Annotated in this window: 16 protein-coding genes and 1 pseudogene; all 17 read right to left on the bottom strand. The window is 40.4% G+C overall.

Annotated features, from left to right (window positions below; translation table 11 throughout):
* Positions 1–12: 12 nt before the first annotated feature.
* Positions 13–2,022, bottom strand: coding sequence for a hypothetical protein (locus CHB72_RS07790; RefSeq protein ID WP_089282323.1), 2,010 nt, complete (start codon positions 2,020–2,022; stop codon positions 13–15).
* Positions 2,023–2,064: 42 nt separating this feature from the next.
* Positions 2,065–3,156: a hypothetical protein gene (locus CHB72_RS07795; protein ID WP_089282324.1), complete on the bottom strand. Its 1,092-nt coding sequence runs from the start codon at positions 3,154–3,156 to the stop codon at positions 2,065–2,067.
* 16 nt (positions 3,157–3,172) lie between these two features.
* Positions 3,173–4,981, bottom strand: coding sequence for a hypothetical protein (locus CHB72_RS07800; RefSeq protein ID WP_089282325.1), 1,809 nt, complete (start codon positions 4,979–4,981; stop codon positions 3,173–3,175).
* Positions 4,981–5,403 (bottom strand): hypothetical protein, encoded by a 423-nt coding sequence (locus tag CHB72_RS07805; protein WP_089282326.1) that lies wholly within the window; start codon positions 5,401–5,403, stop codon positions 4,981–4,983. Before CHB72_RS07805 ends, CHB72_RS07800 begins: the two co-directional genes overlap by 1 nt.
* 21 nt (positions 5,404–5,424) lie before the next feature.
* Positions 5,425–5,820: a hypothetical protein gene (locus tag CHB72_RS07810; protein WP_089282327.1), complete on the bottom strand. Its 396-nt coding sequence runs from the start codon at positions 5,818–5,820 to the stop codon at positions 5,425–5,427.
* Complete coding sequence (locus tag CHB72_RS07815) at positions 5,820–8,489, bottom strand: M23 family metallopeptidase (RefSeq protein ID WP_089282328.1); 2,670 nt, start codon at positions 8,487–8,489, stop codon at positions 5,820–5,822. Before CHB72_RS07815 ends, CHB72_RS07810 begins: the two co-directional genes overlap by 1 nt.
* A gap of 12 nt (positions 8,490–8,501) precedes the next feature.
* The gene (locus tag CHB72_RS07820; RefSeq protein WP_089282329.1) at positions 8,502–9,887 is read right to left on the bottom strand and encodes a hypothetical protein; all 1,386 of its coding nucleotides are present in this window, start codon (positions 9,885–9,887) and stop codon (positions 8,502–8,504) included.
* Between the two features lie 358 nt (positions 9,888–10,245).
* Complete coding sequence (locus tag CHB72_RS07830; RefSeq protein ID WP_089282331.1) at positions 10,246–10,641, bottom strand: antA/AntB antirepressor family protein; 396 nt, start codon at positions 10,639–10,641, stop codon at positions 10,246–10,248.
* Positions 10,642–10,794: 153 nt separating this feature from the next.
* Complete coding sequence (locus CHB72_RS07835) at positions 10,795–11,430, bottom strand: S-layer homology domain-containing protein (RefSeq protein ID WP_089282332.1); 636 nt, start codon at positions 11,428–11,430, stop codon at positions 10,795–10,797.
* 13 nt (positions 11,431–11,443) lie between these two features.
* Entirely contained in the window at positions 11,444–16,936 is a 5,493-nt protein-coding gene (locus CHB72_RS07840) for a phage tail tape measure protein (RefSeq protein WP_089282333.1), read from the bottom strand.
* Positions 16,937–16,968: 32 nt separating this feature from the next.
* A complete protein-coding gene (locus tag CHB72_RS27000) occupies positions 16,969–17,151 on the bottom strand; it encodes a hypothetical protein (RefSeq protein WP_207652519.1) in 183 nt (60 codons plus the stop codon).
* 152 nt (positions 17,152–17,303) lie between these two features.
* Positions 17,304–17,738, bottom strand: coding sequence for a hypothetical protein (locus tag CHB72_RS07850; protein WP_089282335.1), 435 nt, complete (start codon positions 17,736–17,738; stop codon positions 17,304–17,306).
* Between the two features lie 100 nt (positions 17,739–17,838).
* The gene (locus CHB72_RS07855; protein WP_207652520.1) at positions 17,839–18,633 is read right to left on the bottom strand and encodes a hypothetical protein; all 795 of its coding nucleotides are present in this window, start codon (positions 18,631–18,633) and stop codon (positions 17,839–17,841) included.
* Between the two features lie 30 nt (positions 18,634–18,663).
* Positions 18,664–18,864 (bottom strand): hypothetical protein, encoded by a 201-nt coding sequence (locus tag CHB72_RS07860; protein WP_089282336.1) that lies wholly within the window; start codon positions 18,862–18,864, stop codon positions 18,664–18,666.
* A gap of 98 nt (positions 18,865–18,962) precedes the next feature.
* Positions 18,963–19,139 (bottom strand): hypothetical protein, encoded by a 177-nt coding sequence (locus tag CHB72_RS27280; RefSeq protein WP_242975081.1) that lies wholly within the window; start codon positions 19,137–19,139, stop codon positions 18,963–18,965.
* A 69-nt stretch (positions 19,140–19,208) separates the two neighbouring features.
* Positions 19,209–19,694: pseudogene (locus CHB72_RS28240) on the bottom strand (peptidoglycan recognition protein family protein); the annotation flags it as partial.
* Positions 19,601–19,876, bottom strand: a complete 276-nt coding sequence (locus CHB72_RS25890; protein ID WP_141131356.1) for a hypothetical protein — start codon at positions 19,874–19,876, stop codon at positions 19,601–19,603. The gene CHB72_RS25890 and the pseudogene CHB72_RS28240, both read right to left, overlap by 94 nt.
* Between the last annotated feature and the right edge of the window lie 23 nt (positions 19,877–19,899).

Raw genomic sequence — 19,899 nt, forward strand, 5'->3', positions numbered from 1 at the left:
CCAGAGAAGATGCTAAAAGTTAAACTCATATACCAATCTATTATTTACTTTTATTTTTACCTTACTGTCTAAAGATTCTATAGACACTGTGTAGAACTGCCCCGCCACCAATGACATTTTTGTCAAGGGTGACAAAATTTTCTTCTTCACACCACCCACAACCCTGTACAGTGACACAGGATTTAGGCTACCTTGTTTTAACTCTAGTAAATAATAGTTTGAAGAATCCTTGTAATTAAATACAATGCCAGAAATACACTCTATACCCTGCCCTATCTCAACATCCACACTGAGCTTAAAAGAGTCACCCTCAGTACCTATAACACACATGCCTTCTTTAGATTCCATCTCGTCTCTATCGTTAAACTGCCAGTTTTTACACCAATCTTTATCTTGTATTGTCTGCTTGTTATAGCTCTCCACCCAAGGATAATAAGGATTAAATGGATCACTTGAATCATAATCTTCGGGTACAAAGAATCCATTCTCCCATTCTGAGACATCCATACCTTCTTTTAAAATGTCATCATACTTATGGATCAATCCTTGCCCTTTTGTCACTGGTATATCCTTATCATTTGTGATGACAAAATCCTTAAACTTGTCTGATAAGATGTCGTCGACTAAACTACCTAGTTTCTCATTGTATAGCGATACCTGATGCTGTTTGGTCAGTGGTACTACTTTCTCCCTCTTGTAAATGTCTATATTTTTTCTGTTTAGCTTCTCCCTGCCCACCCATTTTGACTCTAGGTTCCTCTGTGTATTGTTTAAGTGTTTGAAGTTAGGTCTGATAGAGTCTATGGCATAGTTTTGCTTAATACTCTTATCTTCCTGCCTTATTAAGGAGTAAGCCCCGTGGTTACTCAAACCTTTGCTACGGGGCTTCAAATAAGAGCCTATAGAATGCTTCGTCAGGTCTTTGCTTTGTTGCGTTATAGCATTGTCCATATAGTGTTTTCTCAACCTGTCAGTGTTTCTTCGATGTGTAGCCATAGGTGTGAATGTTTTAAATATAGGCCTACCCTGCTCTCTACTTGCCTCCCCACCCATATTTTTTCTGAGCTTACGTCGGGGTTTCGAGTACAGTGAGGCATCGTGTGTACTAGCCTCTCTAAACGAATCCGAAGAAGATAATACAAGATCACTGTACTCAACACCTTGTTCAGCAGTCTTGGTAGCTACTATGCTACTCACAGACTCAACCAATATAGTAAAATCCCTGCCAAACTGTTTACTAGTCACAAATTCTCCTTCGTGTTCATTATCAGACACAGCTAAGTCTACTAGACCAGCTATGTGTTCGAGTGGTCTGTCACTAGACAGTGTGTCACTGACTGTTGCTTGCAAGCTATAGTCTCGGTCAAGCAAATAGCTACTTTCAGTTTTATACCCCATTTGTAAATCACTTCGTAAGATGTCAGTGACACTAGCAACCTCGCCACCAAACGTGTTTACACGCCCAGGACTTATATGGCTCTGAACGTCACACCCCCGTATGTCAATTAAGCTCGTTACAGCTTTACTTAAAACACTGTGCCACTCTGTAGAATCTCGCTGAAACATATCTATAGAATTATTAATAATCTGCTTACTTGAAGAATATGCATCTACATAGATGCTCTGAAAATGCAGGTTTCTCTCCAGATCCCCCCGCAAGTTATCCTTTTCGTCAGAGATACCACGCTTGTATATGTCTCTTGTAAACTGCTTGGGGTAAACCTTACTGCAGCCTAACTCTTTTTTAGACACCCCTAACAGATTAGAAAAGGTTGACCTCCTAAAATTATCCAAAGTCACAAACCCGCCATCACTTGCTTCAAGCATATCTGTAAAGTAGCCAGCCAGAATAGGCTCGTCTAAACGCTTACCAATAAAGTAGTCAAGCATTAAAAGACTAGGAAACTTAGATATTGGTATATAAGCGAACTCGAAACCATCTTTTAATGTAGGGGCTGAAATCTTAAAAACATAGCTTTGATTGGAAACATAGTAGTCTATTAGTTTAAAGTTATAACTCAATTACATCACCCACCTGACGAAAAAGACTACCTTTAGGTAGTCTTAGTATCTGACTTCTGCTAGTAGAGCTACCGCAGTTCCTTGATTCGGAGAGAGCTTATAGAAATTCTGTTCAGTGTTTATGTCAAAGTATCTGAAAACTTCTTGCTTCCACTTCTTGTCTGGATACTTGCACACATCCACATCTATAATAAGTTTATCCATATGGAGTATATTGTGTCTTATAACGGATATACAGTCAAATAGGTGCCCTCTGTAACCTTCATATGGGTGGGCTACGTATATAGGAGATAAGTGGTACTTATCCGTCCACCTAGACGCTTGATAGCCTTGTGCTTCTAGCTCAAGACCCGTATCACCCAAAACTGAATCTACAAATGCATTACCTGGCTTAGGTGCCTGCGTTATAAAAGCAGGGTAATGTTTTTGGAACCTTACTCCTGATTTAGTACCTAACATCTGGAAAGTATTATTACCTGGTGAGGTATACACCCCGAAATACTCAGAAGGTGTTTTAGATTGAAGCTGTGCCATAGTAGGCTCCACGTTAACACACCCCGCAGTAAGTAGTACGTTGCCGTCGATATCATCTACATTACCTTCAAAAGTAACTATTTCACCAGCATACATAAAAGATTTTCTGTAATCATTAAAGTTAACAACAGGGTCAGCTACGATAACCATAGCTAGTCTTTTATTTGTGATATTCAAAAAGACATGCAAAGCACTTTCTTTTGACCTCTCTGTATTAGCTATGCTCTCATTCGCACACTGATACTTGGCAACTGGACCAGCATTACCAAATGTGCTGGTACCTTCATTATAGTTCTCCAAAACCTGCACACTGAACGTGGCATAAGTGCTATCAGAGGCTAAAGTCTCATTAAAGAATTTAACATAGAATACTTTACCTACTTGCCCGTCCGCCACTCCCCTTTTGAATATAATAGAAGTAATATTACCATCTGTGTCAGTTTCGCTAGACTGTACAGTCCATACGTTATTTTCAGCAGTCTCGCCAGCATCTGCATTAAAAGGGTATGCTGTGAGGTTATCTACTACTTCTTCTTTCAAAAAATTTAAAAATCGCTTAGCTTTGACATCGTATTTCTCCACCCACTTAAAATGAGCCATTTTGCATTCCTCCAGACTAATTATTTTTTACTTCCTTGAGTATTGCTATTGAGGTGTTAAATGTAGTAGGTGACTTACTAAACATATTAATGTGTGTGTTCAGACTGAAAAATTTATAGACTTCTGTTGTGTTACCTATCTGCATTTCTAGTTCCTCGCCGTCGATCATATTGTGGTCATGTATTGCTACAACACCATACAAGTTGCATCTGTAACCTTCATAAAAATTGACTAAATATATTGGACTTGAGTGTATCTCCTCCGTCCAAAGAGAAGCATTAAAACCATGTATATCTAGTACTAGTCTCTGTAGTGGGCTAGGTATAGTTCCCACCGTTGGGTAATTTGGTAAGTGTGTCAAGAAGGCAGGGTGATACTCTTGGAAGTATAGTCCTGATTTACCTTTAAACATCGATACTGAATCCATCCCATTAGAAGAATGTCTACCAAATGCAGAGTAACTATTATTCTTTGTCTTATCTATATTATTATAAGTCATACCTGCTTTTGCTGCTGTTAACTCACCTGTCCCCGCCGTTACCGCAAAGTTTCCTGTAGATGGTGTAGTAGCTAGGTCCTCTGTCATCCCTATATATACTAAGTTTCTATAATAGTTATCTATACCATGACTAGGGTCCCCTTGTAAAATCATTACCAGTCTACTATTATCCACACTTATATAATAGTCCACCGTAGAGAAGAAAGGGCGTTTCTTATCTGCTATCCACGATTCTGTGTAGTCAGCACTAGTAAACGCCAACGTGTTTGGACTAGTGAACCCGTCTACAATGTTAAAGACTCTAGGTACAAAATGGTTAGATTCATATACTTGCCGCTCCCACGCTAAGTATGCTTCATACTGGTCAATCACTACTGGTGTCTTACCTGCCCCTACTGTACTTAAGTCACAAGCCTTATTATACGTATTCACCGCATACTGGTTATCCGAGCTAGGTACTATGTCACCTTCTACCGCAAAACCATACCTGATCTTGAAGTAATTAGCATTGTCTTCTGGCTGTTCTAAAAGTACGTTTACGATCTCGCCGCCCTCATGCTGTAAAACCCCTATAGCAGGTATAGAGTTGTGGGTAGGAGTAAACCTGTTAAGGGTTACTGTATAAGTGCTTACTATCAAAAGGTTAATAGACAGGTTTGACCATTTACCATCGCTGTATTCTCTGTATCTGTGCAAAAGAAAGTTAGAACCCTTGCTCCTCAAATATAGGTAGTACGTCCAGTCGTCAGGCATAGGTGCTAATAGTTTAAACTGATTCCAGTTAACGTCCTCAACTTCATTGCCTGTGTAGTCTATTCTTGCGTGCTTTACCACATACGCCTGATACTTTTCCCAAGGGTTGCTGAACGTGCTCTCTGGGAAATTAGGCTGCATATCCACCAAGGTTACTAAAGCATCAGGTATATTATAAACTGTTCCTCCATGTGTAAAGCTCTTCACGTTTACTTTTCTGCCTGTTCGATACGACTCGTCATACCCTGTATAAGGTGTGTCAGGAGACAGTTCCCATACGTACCCGTTATCATCTACATGATTTGTCTGCGTACCTAATTTGTTTATCCTAGATAAGCCGCCACCTGTGTGAGTATAGTCTACAGTTGTGTTTTGTGTGTAAAGTGTATAAGTAATCCAGTCTCTTTGAAGCTCAGTGAATATTTTTTTCCACTTGTTAGTCTCTGTCCCCCCGCCCGCAATAGGTATAGTTGAAGCAGAAACTTTCTCCACAATATCCTTTACTAGGCTGTTTACTTGTGAGGTTTCTGTAATCCAAGCACATGGTTTATTAGGTGTTAAACATTCGTTCATTAAGCATCACCATCCGACCTTAAAAATTTTACATTGTACCATACACTCTTCTCCCCAGTATTTACACTAGTGAAAACAAATTTCAGCACAGCATTAGGCTCCAGTGGGTATACAATACCGAAACTATTACCCATTGATACACTCTCAGGCAGTTCTTTAGTATATATTGTTTCACATACTTTAACATCACCTATATAGAAATCCCAATAGTCACCCTTACAGTAATCACTACAGGCAAAGGCAACAGATAGGAACTCTGTATCGAAAGGTAAAGAAAAAGTATCTTCATACGTACCCGCACCGTTTACCGCAATCATCCTACCTTTAATGTACGGGACAGTAAGTTTTGAAAAATGTGGGTAAGGTAGCTGTCTTACTTTATCAACTACCCCGCCCGATAAATAACTAACATTAAATGACATACGTAAACCTCCCCATTCTTGCTACCTTTTTACAACTTTGTTTCCTTCTAAATTGCCATCCTTAGCGTAGTCTAAACCTATATAATAGTCAGTAATAACATCTGACGAAGGAGAAAGAAATGTTATTACTACATAGTTAAGCCTAAAGTGTCTGTAGTACTCATATTCTTGCTTACGCATGTTTTCGGGGTAGGTATTTACATCATCATTACCTAAACCTAATGTCACCTGCTCTACATGACCTGATTCATACGTAAGCTCTATACTAGTTACAGTGTCTTTGTCTAGAGGATGTTCCCTATACAGCTTTACATTAGGCATACCTAAACTAGAATCAGGTGTGATTTGCCTTACTTCCTTTCTTATTAAATCCAGGATTGGGTAGATAATATTCTCATTAGGTACTGCTCTGATCATTATACGATCACGTCCTCTCCCGCCCAAAATAAGTCGAGTGTTTGTGTATACTCACCACTTTCAGCATCGTACGCATCCTGTATGCCTTTGATTGTGTAAGTGGCATATGTGGACGTGTTTCTATCTGTTACATCTATTCTATCTAGCACATCAAGTGCAGGATTTCCAGGGATACGCACCTGTAACGTTCTAGCTACTCTCTTCATGTCTAGAAAAAGTCTCTGAGCTACCTGTCTTTTCATTTCTAATGTATCCGCCCAATCAAGCTGTACCACAGCAGTCCTTACCTCACCTTTCAATTCCATCAGCAATTCTTTATCTACAAAACTCTGAGGCTTACCATCACTACCCACGATAATTATATGACTTCTAACCCTTGAGTAGTCAGTGTTCTTTGATATACTCATTAGGTTCTCTGTACAGTCTACTGACTCTACAACAGGGTTATTGAAGCGTATAGGCTCCAGTCTAAAAGTACCATACCTGTCGCAGTATGCCCTGTAATTTGTGTCCTTTAGCACCTCAACTATACAGTCTGAAACCCTAGCAGAAAACTGATCGAAGCTTCTACCATATGCTTCTACATAAGGATTTTTCCATCCTTGTGGAGTAGGTATTGAATCAATAGGCACTGCTTCAAACTGCCCCTCCTCGCCCGGTACCGCTTTTAGTACAGTACCCGCCTTTTCATTAATCTGTATTATATATGATTCCTCTATTACAGCATCTGGGTACCTTAGATCATCTGCAACTACCCGCCACCCAATTAACCCTGCATGTGCTATAAGATCATGTATAACAGCCGATTTAAGCCACGCCACCTTCTCTATGTCTAAGATCTCAAAGTCAGGTGTGTCGTCCTCTAGAAAGTTAACGTCAGGGTAATTCTTATCTTCTGTCAGTACCTTATCTACAGCCTTTTTGTACATATCCCTAGCTGTAACTGTGAGTGACACACCCTCACCCACCTCATCTGTCCTATCTATAAGACCTGTAAACACCCTCACTAAGTGGCTACCGTAGCCTAGATAAATTCTAATTGGCGTGTTATTACTTAGAACACCTATCAAATAATTACCTGCCCAGTAAGTGAAAACACTTTTTAGATTTAATTCTGGAAAGTAAAATGGACTATGCGTAGGGCTGTATGAACCATTCTCGTTGGTGATAGTGACAGATGCACCCGCAGTCTCTTGATCCAGTGAATTGTTAACACTTACACTGGTTACATTATCTAGTGTACGTGTGTCCATATAGACAAAGTCGCCCACCACTATATCCATCTTGTTAGACACTTTATTAAACATAATGTCGTCTATCTCTTCCTCCACCCAATAGCCTTGCTGTATTGTGCTACCACCACTTGTAGGGTCTAACTGCTCTGCTGTCTTGTTTCTGCTAACACTCATAGAGCCTAGTTCTTGTACCTCAATGTATCCGATAGAAAGCTTTTTAGTGCCAAACCGCGGTGCATAATTAGTCGGCAGTGCGTCATGCTTGCCACCAAAAACTACCTCAATACGTATAGTGACTTCGCCTCTAGGTACATAGATATCTTTTAGCTCCTGTATATTATCTAGTCCTTCAAATGTACCTAGATTAACCGAAGCATCATTTGAGTTACCAACAAACACTCTAAAACGGTCTCCCTCAGCGTACTTAAAATCTGACCTTACCACTAAATTCATAAAACCAGCATTAAGCATGTTTAAAGTGATGTTAAAGCCAGTTGTTATTTTCTGCTGTAGCTGCTTAAAACCAAATGTATAAGTCAGCCAGTTGCCTCTTTCCCTATTAGTTATTGTCTCGTAGGTGACCAAGTCGTTAAAGTTAGTATCTATAGCGTACCTTGAAAGTGTATGCCAGTTACGTGTTGCGAAGGTTTCATACAGCCTTAACTCTCCAGGGTAACCTTCTATCTCCTCACCTACTGATGCCCCGCCTCCCACATTTTGAACACTTTTGTAAGCTTTTGCCGAACCCACTAGATAGGGTTCTGGGTTTACAGTCACATAAGTATTGTTAATGCTTTTGTGTACTTCAAAGTGTAGATGTGCACCAGCCCCTGCTGCCCTCTCTGCAGCAGAGGGAACCTTACCTTTACTCCTAACATTACCTGTGTTACCTAGTGTACCTATGATAGCACCAGCACTCACTTCTTGACCTGTTGTGACTGAAACTGTATTAAGGTGAGCATACCTAGATAACAGACCATTAGGGTGTAATATATCTATATAGTTTCCATAACCTGTAGTACTGTTAGAATATACAACCTTTTTAACTTTACCCGCCCACACAGCTACTAGTGGTGCTTTGAAAGTACCACTGGCCAATACATAGTCAACACCTGTATGTGAAGGTCTTGAAGATGTCTTATAGCCGCTGGTTTTTGTAGCTGTCTCGTGTGTGTGCCCGTGTATGGGAAAGACTGCCGATGCACCTTGTAGCTGTGTAGTGCCATCAAAATCACCTGACCCGTCACTAGCTATCCACCTCTGCTGTACCTTCTTTATCTCTTGTATATCAAAGGTGGTGAAGTCAAGCGTTTCTACCCTACCCGGCACGTAGGACAGACGGTCTACTTCAACTACGCACCTTGGTCTTGCTTGGCTACCTGCTTTAAGTCTATTTCTTATTAATTTTTTGAACTCATCTGTTATAAGTTGCATACTCCCGCCCCTTTACAAGAACCTATCCATGCATAATTTTCTAAACCTGTTTAAAATACTTGCACCCTCCGCCCTAGTTATGTGTGTATAAGGAAGAAACCACGTTTCTGTGTCACCTGAACCACTTATAGGGTTGTAGTCATTATCTACGTGAACCACTTTCTGCCCTTCATGGGTAGAGGTACTTGTAACAGGTGTACCTGACACCATTTTAGATCCATCCGAGAGTACCTCATTCTCAAGATCGAGTATATGAGATGCCCACCACGATCCACTAGCAGTACCTATTACATCAATGTAACTTGAGGTGGCTGTATTGTAGTACTTGGTATCCTCCCCCACATCTACTAAGGTGTCACTCTTAGACCTTTCGTAAAAGTATCTTATCGTGTCAACACTAGATAGTGGGCTATTCAGTGTAACTGAGTAATCACTTGTTTCAGTATAGTCAGCACTGTAAGTTAATAACGTACCATTTTTCCACACCTTTAGCTCATTTTTACCTGATGGGTACTTACCATTTGTAAGAAAAGCTACCTGACCCTCATAAGCTGTAAAGGTCTCGTCTATCACTCTAGACGGTGGTGTTACATCAGTAAATCTTTGGTACATTATCTTCATTAGCTTATTAACAAGTATAAATGCCTCTGCTCTATTTATCTGTGCGTTAGGGAAAAACCTATTTAAAAACAGCACCTTTGCAGAAGTAGGCTTGAAGGTCTCTGTTGTCTGCGCGTAACTATCCGTAGTAGAGTAAGTTATGCTACATGTCACATTGTTCAAGTTATATGGTACATACATTACACCTTGTGGTGATATTGTATAAACATCAGTATTATACTTTATTTTAGCCTCTAACAGATTCTGTACATTCCCCGCCCAATCAGCATCCGATATATCTATTCTTCTTAAAAGCTTACCGAAAGCAGTAACCTGCTCATGTAAGTTGCGCGAAAACTTATCGTACTTATAGTTAACTGCTTTACTTAACGTATACGAAGGATAACTTGCACCAGACGTATCACCATATGGCTTTCCGAACCTATCCACACTAGGTGTCCCTAGGCTGATGAATGATCCTACTGCACCTTGCCTAGCTGGTGAATACAGCGTGACTTTCGTCTGTCCGCCCTCCTGTTCTACACTTTTGTAAACTGTCTGAACACCATCTATATATACAAATAATGGATTATCTGAGGTAGGTACTATACTTACATCAAGGGTAAAAACACTTTGACCCTGCGAAGTTATTTCTGTATATAAATAAGGCGAGCCTCCCTCAAAGGCATTATAAGGTATACTGGCGATTAGAAAGCCGCCATCCTCATCCTGTATATTACTTGCTTCTGTTACATCTTTAAAAAACCAATCACCAGGTTGCACATCTAACCATGCCACACCTACCACCCCCTGTACCATTAGTATAGTACAAAAGTAGAATACTATATCAGCCTTCTACCTTATTTTAGAGAAACTATTTCTTTACTCGCTTTATTGAGGTGGGGGAGATTTTTATATCATTCATGCTGTCATATATCTTTTGTATGCCGTTCTTGAGTACACCAATTGACTTGAATCCATCGTCCGACTCAACAACTTTAAAGTAGCTCTCACCTGTCTTATTAACCTCCGTTATAGTTTTGTGTAGATAACCACTCATTTTAGCCCACGTACTTATCTGTCCACGTTTAACACCGAAGGTCTTTGTTAGATCAGTTAAGCTAACAGTACCTGTTCTGTCTATTCTCTTCTCTTCTCAGCTAATGCCAAAAGGTTTTTGTTCTTCTATGGTGCCCTGCAGTTGAGATATCCGGGATTCTGCCATCTTTAACGCCCTAGCCATCACAACTTCTGGACTATTCCATTTTTTCTCCAGCTCTAGAAAATAGCTCCTGTATTCATGTGACTTTGCTGTACGTGCCATCATAGCAATATGCTTCGCAAATTCCAGAGATACTGCAAAATCAACAGTTTCATTACCGTTCGCCATAATGGCGAACCCCACCCAATGTACGTTTTCTGGAAAAAATTCATTCTGCACGATGTTCTGCTCACTCCACCTTTTCCAGTGTGTCCTATTAAGACCCAAACCTAAATATAGATCCTTTGCACTTACTACTTGTTCCAGATTTTCATTTGCTGTTACTTTAATTAATTAATTCACTTAACCAATCCCTCTCAAAATATTATTTTACTGCTTATGTTTATATACTGGTGCAGTAGGCAAAAGTTAAGGGGATTAATAAAAAAATCCCGCCACACGTGGACGGGAAATTCAAAAGTAATATATAATGTAGAAATAGTTTTACTCTCTGACCAATCTTTCTACAAGTTTTTTAGTCCTATTTAGAGTAAGCGTGAACTCAGCTCTTGTCATATAATCATTAGGTCTAAACAGTAGTACTGGGTCACCATTAGATGATACTACTGAGACTAATCCTAGATTAGCCATATCTCGTATATTGTGCTCCGCCCAGTGTCCTCCTATATCGGTGTAACTAAATCTGTCTTTTTTAATGAAGCTATCTTTCTTGATTAAAATTAACGAAACTTCTACAAGATACCTTCGGTTGGCTTCATGTGATACAGCCTTTATGTCTTCTACTGTACCTGTATATATTTGCCCTCTTTCATCATAAAACTTATGCGTCCACCCCGCGTAAGACATATACTTTGCATAAGCTTGCCTACTATTAAAAAGTAGACTAAACGAAGTTTTATACACCGACATACCTGAGTGGTGAATGTGTGATGGCCCGTCTAGTATTCTAAGCTCAGTTACTTTCGGTATCGGTGTGGGTGGAGAGTAAGGCTCAACAACACGAGCCTCAACTTCCTCGAACTCCGTCCCCACGTCTACAAAAAGTCTTTTCTTATACTGACCATGTTCATTAGTAGACTCATCATCATTTCTATTTAAAAAAGGTTTTTGTCTTGACATTCTCCGCCGCCCCCTATTGATTAATCGGGTAGTAATTATAACCCATGTTCTGCTGAACATTCCTAGCTAAATCATTGGCTATATTTCTCTGTACCATTGATACACCATCCTCTACAGCTCTCTGCACTCTTTTTACATCTTCTTCGCTACCTGACATGTTGTCTATATTTATATTCACTAGCGTTTCACCGGATTGAACGCTCACATTCCTGTGTGTGTTTCCTCTTGTCATTGCTTCATAATAGGTTATAGGCTCCATGCCCGATGGTAAGTTAAATGTAGATAGTTGACCTTTGAGTTTCTCATCAATCTCAACAAGCAACCTTGTTTGTTCAGCCTGTAGCTGTAGAATCTGTAGGTTGATCTTCTCAAGTTGCTCTGGGTTGTCTAGAAATGACTGCTTCAAGTTTTCTAGTTTTGATATAGCTGTGCTAGTTATACCTGCTTGTTCTTTCGCCATCCTCGCTTCCAGTTGTAGACTTGCTGTTGAACCTGACCTTACCCCCGCTAGTATAGCATTGTTACGCTTAATTTCACCCCTAGCTTGAGCAAATGATGTTTCTACACCATGTTTCCGCATATACTCATCGAATGCCCCAAACTGGTTTTGCACGGTCTGATACTCAACCTCACCCAGCTTAGATTCTAGCTCAAGTATTTTCAGACTCATTTCAGTTTCTTGTAAACTACCGGGCACCAGTAATTTGATCTTTTCATTTAGTTCATTTAAAGTACCTGCTATTAACTCTGTCTCTAAGTCCAGCTTCCTCTTTAGCATGTTACGTATCTCGGCAGAATCCTCAGCCATACCTTTAGCAAGTAACTTATACCTCTCCCTGTTAAACTCATAATCAGCTTTAGACATTTCATTCTGTAGCTCACTTATTACATGATTCAGGAACTCCGTAATATCCTCCAAAGGTATCTGTGCTAATCTAGGGTCCCCCGCCTCAAGTACATTACCCTTCCTATCCGTGAAAGGGTCTATGACCTTCAAGTACTCTTCTTGCATCTCCATCTTAGCCTTACGACTGATAGTTGTGGGGTCAAGTCCTTTCTTACCTAACTCATCTAATATATACTCCTCTAGTGCTTCGTCTGTTAGACCCATCCGCTTACCGTCGAAAACTGCATCACGAGCCTCTGAAACTTCTGTCGGCGCACCTGTTAGCTTGCCTAGGTAATACTTAGTATCGCCGTAAAACTCACCTATATCCACACCACTGATAGTTTGAAGTAGGCTAAGTGGATTATACCAGCTTCTCTCGCTTCTGCTGACACTCTTACTAATATACTTCTCTGTTTTGCCAGCTATTAGACTGTCTATCTCAAAGTTTTTCATGCCTCTTGCCGCCACAGCTTCCATTCCTACACCAACCAAGTCGAAAGCTGCCATCATTAAGGCTAACTTAGGTATAGCCTTGACTAGAGACATTAAAGCAAATCCCGCTGTACCAGCATTATCTAAAGGTAGCTGCTTATCTAGTAAGCCTAGTCCGCTCTCCATGTTAGTGTTCAATGGTTTACCTGTCACAGTGTTTTTTCCAAAAGCGTTTCTAGTAGCATTATCCAACCCCGCTGCATATGTGTTAGCATCTATGTTTCCCTGTCTTAACTGCCTATTTAACGACTCTACATTAACTTGTAGCTTGTTTATGCCCTCACCACTTACACCAGCACTTTCCCCGAGTAACCTGATCTCTTCCCTAAACTGCTCATTGGTTATTTTACCTTGGTTTAGCTGCCCAGACAATTCATCTATTGGTGTCATATAGCGTTTTTCAAATTCGTCTAGAGCAAAATCCTCTGTCCTAGGTGTACTTGCTAGTCTATTAAAACCGTAACCTAGTGACTCTTTTTCGGCAAGGAGCTGGTGCATACTTTTGTTTAATCCTTGTATATTTTTCTCCGTCGCCGCCGCCTGCTCGCCTAACCCCTTCAGTGCATTCTCTGGTACACTTTCCATTTTAGTATATATAGCGTTGAGCTTAGTGCTCTCCGCTACTAGTTGCGACGATGTTCTGTTTATCTCTTCATTGAGTATTGCATCACCTACACCACGTTCACCAGCCAAAGCACTTCGTTTTCTTGCTTCGTCGTCTAGTGTAAACCCTGACCCTAAGTGAGCAAGAGACACTTCATTTTCCCTACGCCGCAAAAGTAGCCTAGACTGTTGAGATGCTACAGCCTGCTCCTGCTTTGCTAGCATTTCCCTCTCTGCAACTATTCTCTGATACTCATGCGTGTCACCAAGACCATTTGTGCTTAGCTCTGCTTCTCTAACACCAAGTGCAGTATACTCTTTGTTGTAGTAATTTCTACGGACTTCTAGATCACGAACATCTTGTTCAATGCTAGTGTTTTCATTAGTGAGGTGTTGCATGTAGGGTAAGTTTTTTTCATATATTTCTTTCTTATACTTCACATTCATGGCATTTTTAAACTTACCCCGAGCTACTTGGGCTACTAACGCCGCCCCAACTTTTGCAAAAGTTCTTATCACCTCTGCCGCTTCGTGTCCATTCTCCTCAAATTTTCTTAAAATAGCAGTCAGATAAGTTGAGGCATTACTGAAATCGCTTTTTAAGTCACTGAATATTTCAAAAGAAGTTATCTCCCACTGACTCTGTAACCCTTGCGTGGTAAGTTTAAATGTATCCTGAAGCCCTGCTATATACCCAGATATTTCTTCGTCTGTAACACTCATTATATTATCTACGTATGCCTCTAAAGTCTCTTTAAAAGAGAAATCAGCAACTGTTTTAGTAGGGTCTAGTGCACCTGTAGCCTGTAATCTTTCCACAGTAAGGTTTAAATCCTCTTGCATATCCTCTATCATTGTAGACAATGCCTCTGCTGTGGCACCGTGTCTCCTAGGGAACATATCTTGCATTAAGCTTAGCCTAGAAGGGTCGTCTATTCTTCTAGTTGTCTCTACTATGTCTGAGAACACTTCTAAGAAGTCTTTCTGCTTCTTAACCCCGTCCTCCATATAGTATGGGTTTAGATTTTCAAACCCTTTGACACCTGAAAGATTTTCTAGCTGTGACAACTCGTCACCTGTAAAGGGTCTTTGTAGTATTGCTCTCCAGAAAGTTCCACCCTCCTTACCTGTTCTACCTGTTGATTGTACAAATAGTGAGGATAAAGCCATTGATGTAGCATATGCTCTTTCATCATCCATGCCTGGTAAAACACCCCTAAAAGCCGCACCAGACAACTGTTGTGTTGAGATTAAATCCTTGACAGTAGTATTGGATAGCATAGCAGTTTTTAACATCATGTTACTGTATCTATCCATGTCATACATGCTGACTCCCCACTGCGCTGATATAGATTCAAGACCTTTTGCCGCTGTTTCTATACCTATGTCTTCCTCCGCAGCATATATTTTTGCAACTTCTCTAGTCATTGCTAGTGCTTCGTATGGGTCTGTAGCTCTACGTGATGCTATATGGTAAGCCCTACCCATATCACTTAATGACCTTGTATATGCTTTAGATATTGCTTGTATGTGTTTGTCTACGCCGCCATTCATATACCTTTGTAGACTCTTCGATTCTGTTGTAACTCTGTCATCGAAATCTGTACCTGATGTAGAAAGTCCTGTTGAAACAGAATCCTCGTAGACTCTTTTAGTCGCCACACCACTCATGGTAGGGTCTTTTATTAAGATATTCTGTTTAGCTTTAGCCATCTCATAGTCATAATCTGACGTAGACCTAGCACCTGTATAAATAGCTCTGGTAGGGGCACCTATCACAGCACCTGCTGTAATGTAACGCATAGTGTTCATTATAGAGCCTAAAAAACTTCTAGTACTTAAATCTGTACCGAACCTAGGTGTTGCTATACCCCTGCCACTAGTGACTGCACTACTGCCAAACGAACTTGTAGCACCTGCACCAATAGACTCGTATCCCCTAGGTACCGAAGGTCTAGCAAAAGACCTAGTAAAGTCCTGTGGTGGCTTGTACCCCAGGCTAACTGCATCTAGCTTAATACCCTTAATCTCTGCTGTTAGTGCATCAAACTGCTTCTTTATCATGGCTCTTGTTACCTTAACTATGGTAGCTTGTAGCTTTTCCATTTCTTGCTTAGTATAACTTACAACGGACACGTCCGGTCCAACCTCTACTTTAGCTGTGGACTTTTTAAAATCTTCTAGATAGCTCTTTATACTTTTGTGAGTCAAATCCTGTATACTTTGCTGAATAACCTTTAAATTTTCTCTTAATACTACACTTTTAAACTCGCTACCTTCTAGTTTAGGGAAGGCTTGAGTAAACTCTCTTACACTAGCATCCATAGATGCAGCTATTGACTTCTTAACATCCTTGTGTAAATCCTTGGTCTTAACACTAAACATGTTAGGGTCAAAACTTGATAACTGCCCCGCCACCTCATTAGCTTTATTGGTAATGTGTTTATTAAGTGCTGTGTCTATCTTAGACGCCACTTTCTGCACACCTTCGGAGGACATTTCTGACTGCGTTGCCTCTTTTAGAGTAGTGGCATACCTACCAACTATATCCTTCAATGCCTTATCTATAGGTACTTGTAGTGATTTTGCCACCTGTTTTACTCTATTCTCGTCTACGTCTGCAAGCCCTACACCACTTTTTGTTAGTGTCTGCTCAACAGAAGTAACTACACTCTGTACAAGAGCGTTTATGTCAACCTTAGCCGCCACTGTGTAATCAACTGTAGTCTGTCTAAGTGCCTCAGCTATCCTTTCCTCCACCATACGCATTATATAATCAAGTTGCACTTGACCTATATTAATAGGTGTTGGCGTACCCATTTTAAGATTATTGGGGTCTGCTAGGTAGTTACCTATGTGAGCACCCAGTGATGTCATCACCTTCTGCATGTTTTCGTCTGAAATCTTCATAGGTGCCATCTGTCTTGGAACCATCTTACCTGTTTTATCTTTTGTGTAGAAGTCAAACAATTTATCGTCGTTTATAAGCACATCCACATAATCTTTGAACTTATTCATAAACTGTCCTGTAACATTTCGCATATCAAACTCAGGCACTTTACCTGACTTACCTGTAAGTTTAACGTTATCTAGCGACTTACTAACTACTTGTTTAAATAATTGTTTATTCTTAGTCCAGAAATTTTCAGGCATGTTTACTTCTAGTTTTTGGCTAACTTCGGCCCCGCCCTTGTCTACAAGAATAACATCTGCTTTATCAAGATACTTCATTATCTTGTTAGAGAGAGACTTACTAAAATTAGTGCTATCTAATGCAAGCGTAGAATCAGACAAGGATTGTAGCTGTTTCTTTAGCTGTTCAGTTCCCACATTACCTACGCTACCTAGTTCACGCTTAAACTCTCTGAGTAATTCAACTGTTGCGTAAGCACTAGTTGACAAGTTCTCAAAGTCCTTAGACATATCTGTAAACTTTTTCTGACCAGTAAGATTCATTTGTATTTGAGTTTTTAAAGAATGTGTTTTATCCCCTGCCACAATATCACCTCCAGTATGTAACAATAGCCCGCCCACCTAATAGTAGGCAGAGCAGGCTAAAATCCACCAAGAAAACTTTCTAGCATTCTTATATCTTCTTCGGTAGCTACTTCATAACCACCTTCAGTAGTTGATTGGTCACTAGTACCATCAGACGCACCTTGTGCCCCGCCAAATAAGGACATTGGGCCCATTCGGGTAGAGACTTCAAACTGTATGTGCTTGTTAGTTTGTTTCATTAACTCAGCTATCTGCGGCAGGGTATACTCCCATATCTTCCACTTGTCTAAGTTACAATACCTGTGGAGCCTAAAGAATATCTCACCCCAATGCAATGGTTTCTGCTCTTCAACATCCACTATACCTGTTTCGTTTTCCGCCCCACCAACCTCTACTTTTTTGTTACTATACCGTTAATATTTAGTATTACCTCAACTATCTCTTGTGCAATAGCTAGGTCTACGTACTTGTCAAGATAATCAGCATCCACATGCTGGTAGTTTCTAAATGCTATGAGAAGTAATTCATATAGATTATCTAAATCTGGATCATTTCCCTTCTCATCAGGGAGAAAGTTTGCCAATATAACATCAAGATTAACTACTTTAACTAAACGCATAATACGCCTAGCATCCCCAAGTGTACTTGGATGTACACGGTAAAATTTACCATCACGCAGCCTTATTTTTGCATCATCCTCAAAAAATATTGTCTCCATCCTATCAGCCTCTGCCTGTGTAAGTACTTCTTCCTTTACTTTTGCTACTGCTTCCTTGTTTATCTTCTCTGAATGCTCTTTCTCTAACTGTGCCTTAGTTTTTTCCATTACATAAACCTCCCCGTTTATATCTCCCCTGTATTAAAATGGTAAGGGAATATAGGTCGGGGAGATGTTACCTATATCCTTAATCCTTACCAAAACTTATCTAGTCGTTAAGCACACCACACGTGGTACCAGACCTGATGTCAGTGAATCGCTTGATAGTACCTAGTTTTTTACCTATTGTAGGCTGGATAACCTGCAACTCAACGGCAGAAGTACTTGCTGTAGCCCTCTGTGCGTCTATAGAGAAAGCACCCTTAGCTTGGCAAGTGTATAACTCTGTTTCAACTCCTTGGAAGGTACCATCCTTCTGCTGGAAGGAGCCATGGTGTATGATGTGTACAGGGAAAGGAACCTCGTCTGCCATAATGTCAGTCCATGTTGCATCTGTAACCTGTCGCTTGTATGCTACATACACTTGTTTACCTACTAAAGCAGATAGACCTGCTCCTGTTATCGCAGAGCCACCAACACCTGTAAAAGCACCTGCAATAACTAAGTTTGACTCAGCAGAACGTACTGAGATATCTACATCATTACCTGATACAATATGCTCAACGGCAATAGTAGGTGTACCAGAAACGTCCTCTACAGTGGCTAGCTCATTAAGCACCCATATGTTAGTAGTACCTTTCTCTAAAGTAGAACCCATCATTAAGGATACAGCGTTTAGGTCGAAACTGGCATCTGTACCTACTATCTCAATACCTTTTCTAGTAACTATGGTATCTATTGCAAACAAGCCGTCACCACCAAATATCTCGTCTACATCAACACTCATTGTAATACGTAAGTCCTGTAATGTACCTAGGGTTAGCAACTCCGGACTACCATCGGCACAGATTCGCTTAGCCAGCATTGTTCCGACACCTTTTATAATCATTTTTTTATTAGCCAAAAAATTCAACTCCTTTCTGATTGTTACAACTTACTTGCTATCTTTATACCAATCACCTTTCTCTGGGTTTGATATCACACCCGCCATAGCCAGGGTGGCTAGTAGAGCGTCTACTATAGTCTGGTAGCTTTCTGTGTCAAGTCCAATGGTTTCATATAAACCGTAGTTGCCTAACAATAAACCTACAAGTGAAAAGATAGAAACCCATAATCCATAATTACGATACTTCAATTTACTCATCCCCTTTCAAGTCTCTGTGTATCTTTGCCATGATTGTCATTGTCGTACACACAAGGCTAGCATCATCCATATTAGCCAGCCACCCATCATTATTTTTTCACCTTCCTATCATAATCATATAGCATTTGCCACACTTGTTCCCTTGTGACACTATCTTTCGGCTTAGTTCCATCACTTACGCCATTTTCCTTTACCCATGATTGTGCAAGTTTCGCCCAGTTTGATACTTCATCCAGCACCTTCTCTGGTTCCTTAACTACACTCAATTTTAACAACTCCTTTTGAATATCCGCTGTAAACTGATCCCATCTAGGTAAAATTAATCGTGGGCAATTTTTACTACTCCATGACTTATGTGTGCATACTTTGTCTACAGCCCACCCTCGTTCATACAGCATCTTGGCAATTAATTTTACTGCGTTATCCCACACTACTTCCTGGTTCCCGCTCTCGCACAGCTCTATACCCAATGATGTACGGTTTCCGACTGCTTTACCTGCGTGATACGCAACTTCTGTGAGCGGTATGCACTCGATAGCCTCATTTTCATCTACCACTATATGGAAGGACGCATTTCTGATATTTTCGGTGTTAGTAAGCCAACCTCGTTCGTTTTTCGCAGTGGAGGATGTGTTAGCAGTATTGTGAACTGTTATAGAAGTAGGAACTAGGGTAGTTCCTGGTCTTTTCCCTTTGCTTATAGGGATATGGTCTACTGTATAGATCACTATAAACCACCTCCAATCAAGAAGTATGACATACAGGCAGTTAGGAAGGTTGTTACAGCACAAGCTATAGCAGTAGTTACCACAGTATTCCACCGCTGCTCGGGTAATGACTGTAACTTAGTTACTTGTGCTTGTAGTTGTATCATGCTTTGTGACATTGACTCTACCGTAGTACGTACTACAGCAACATCTGTACGTATGTCACTCAAGCTCTCCGCCTGCCTATACACTCTTTTTTCTAATTGCTCCACTCGATTTTCTAATCCTTCACTCACTACGACCTCCCCCTCTAAAATAT

Source organism: Anaerovirgula multivorans, assembly GCF_900188145.1.
Taxonomy (GTDB): Bacteria; Bacillota; Clostridia; order Peptostreptococcales; family Natronincolaceae; genus Anaerovirgula; species Anaerovirgula multivorans.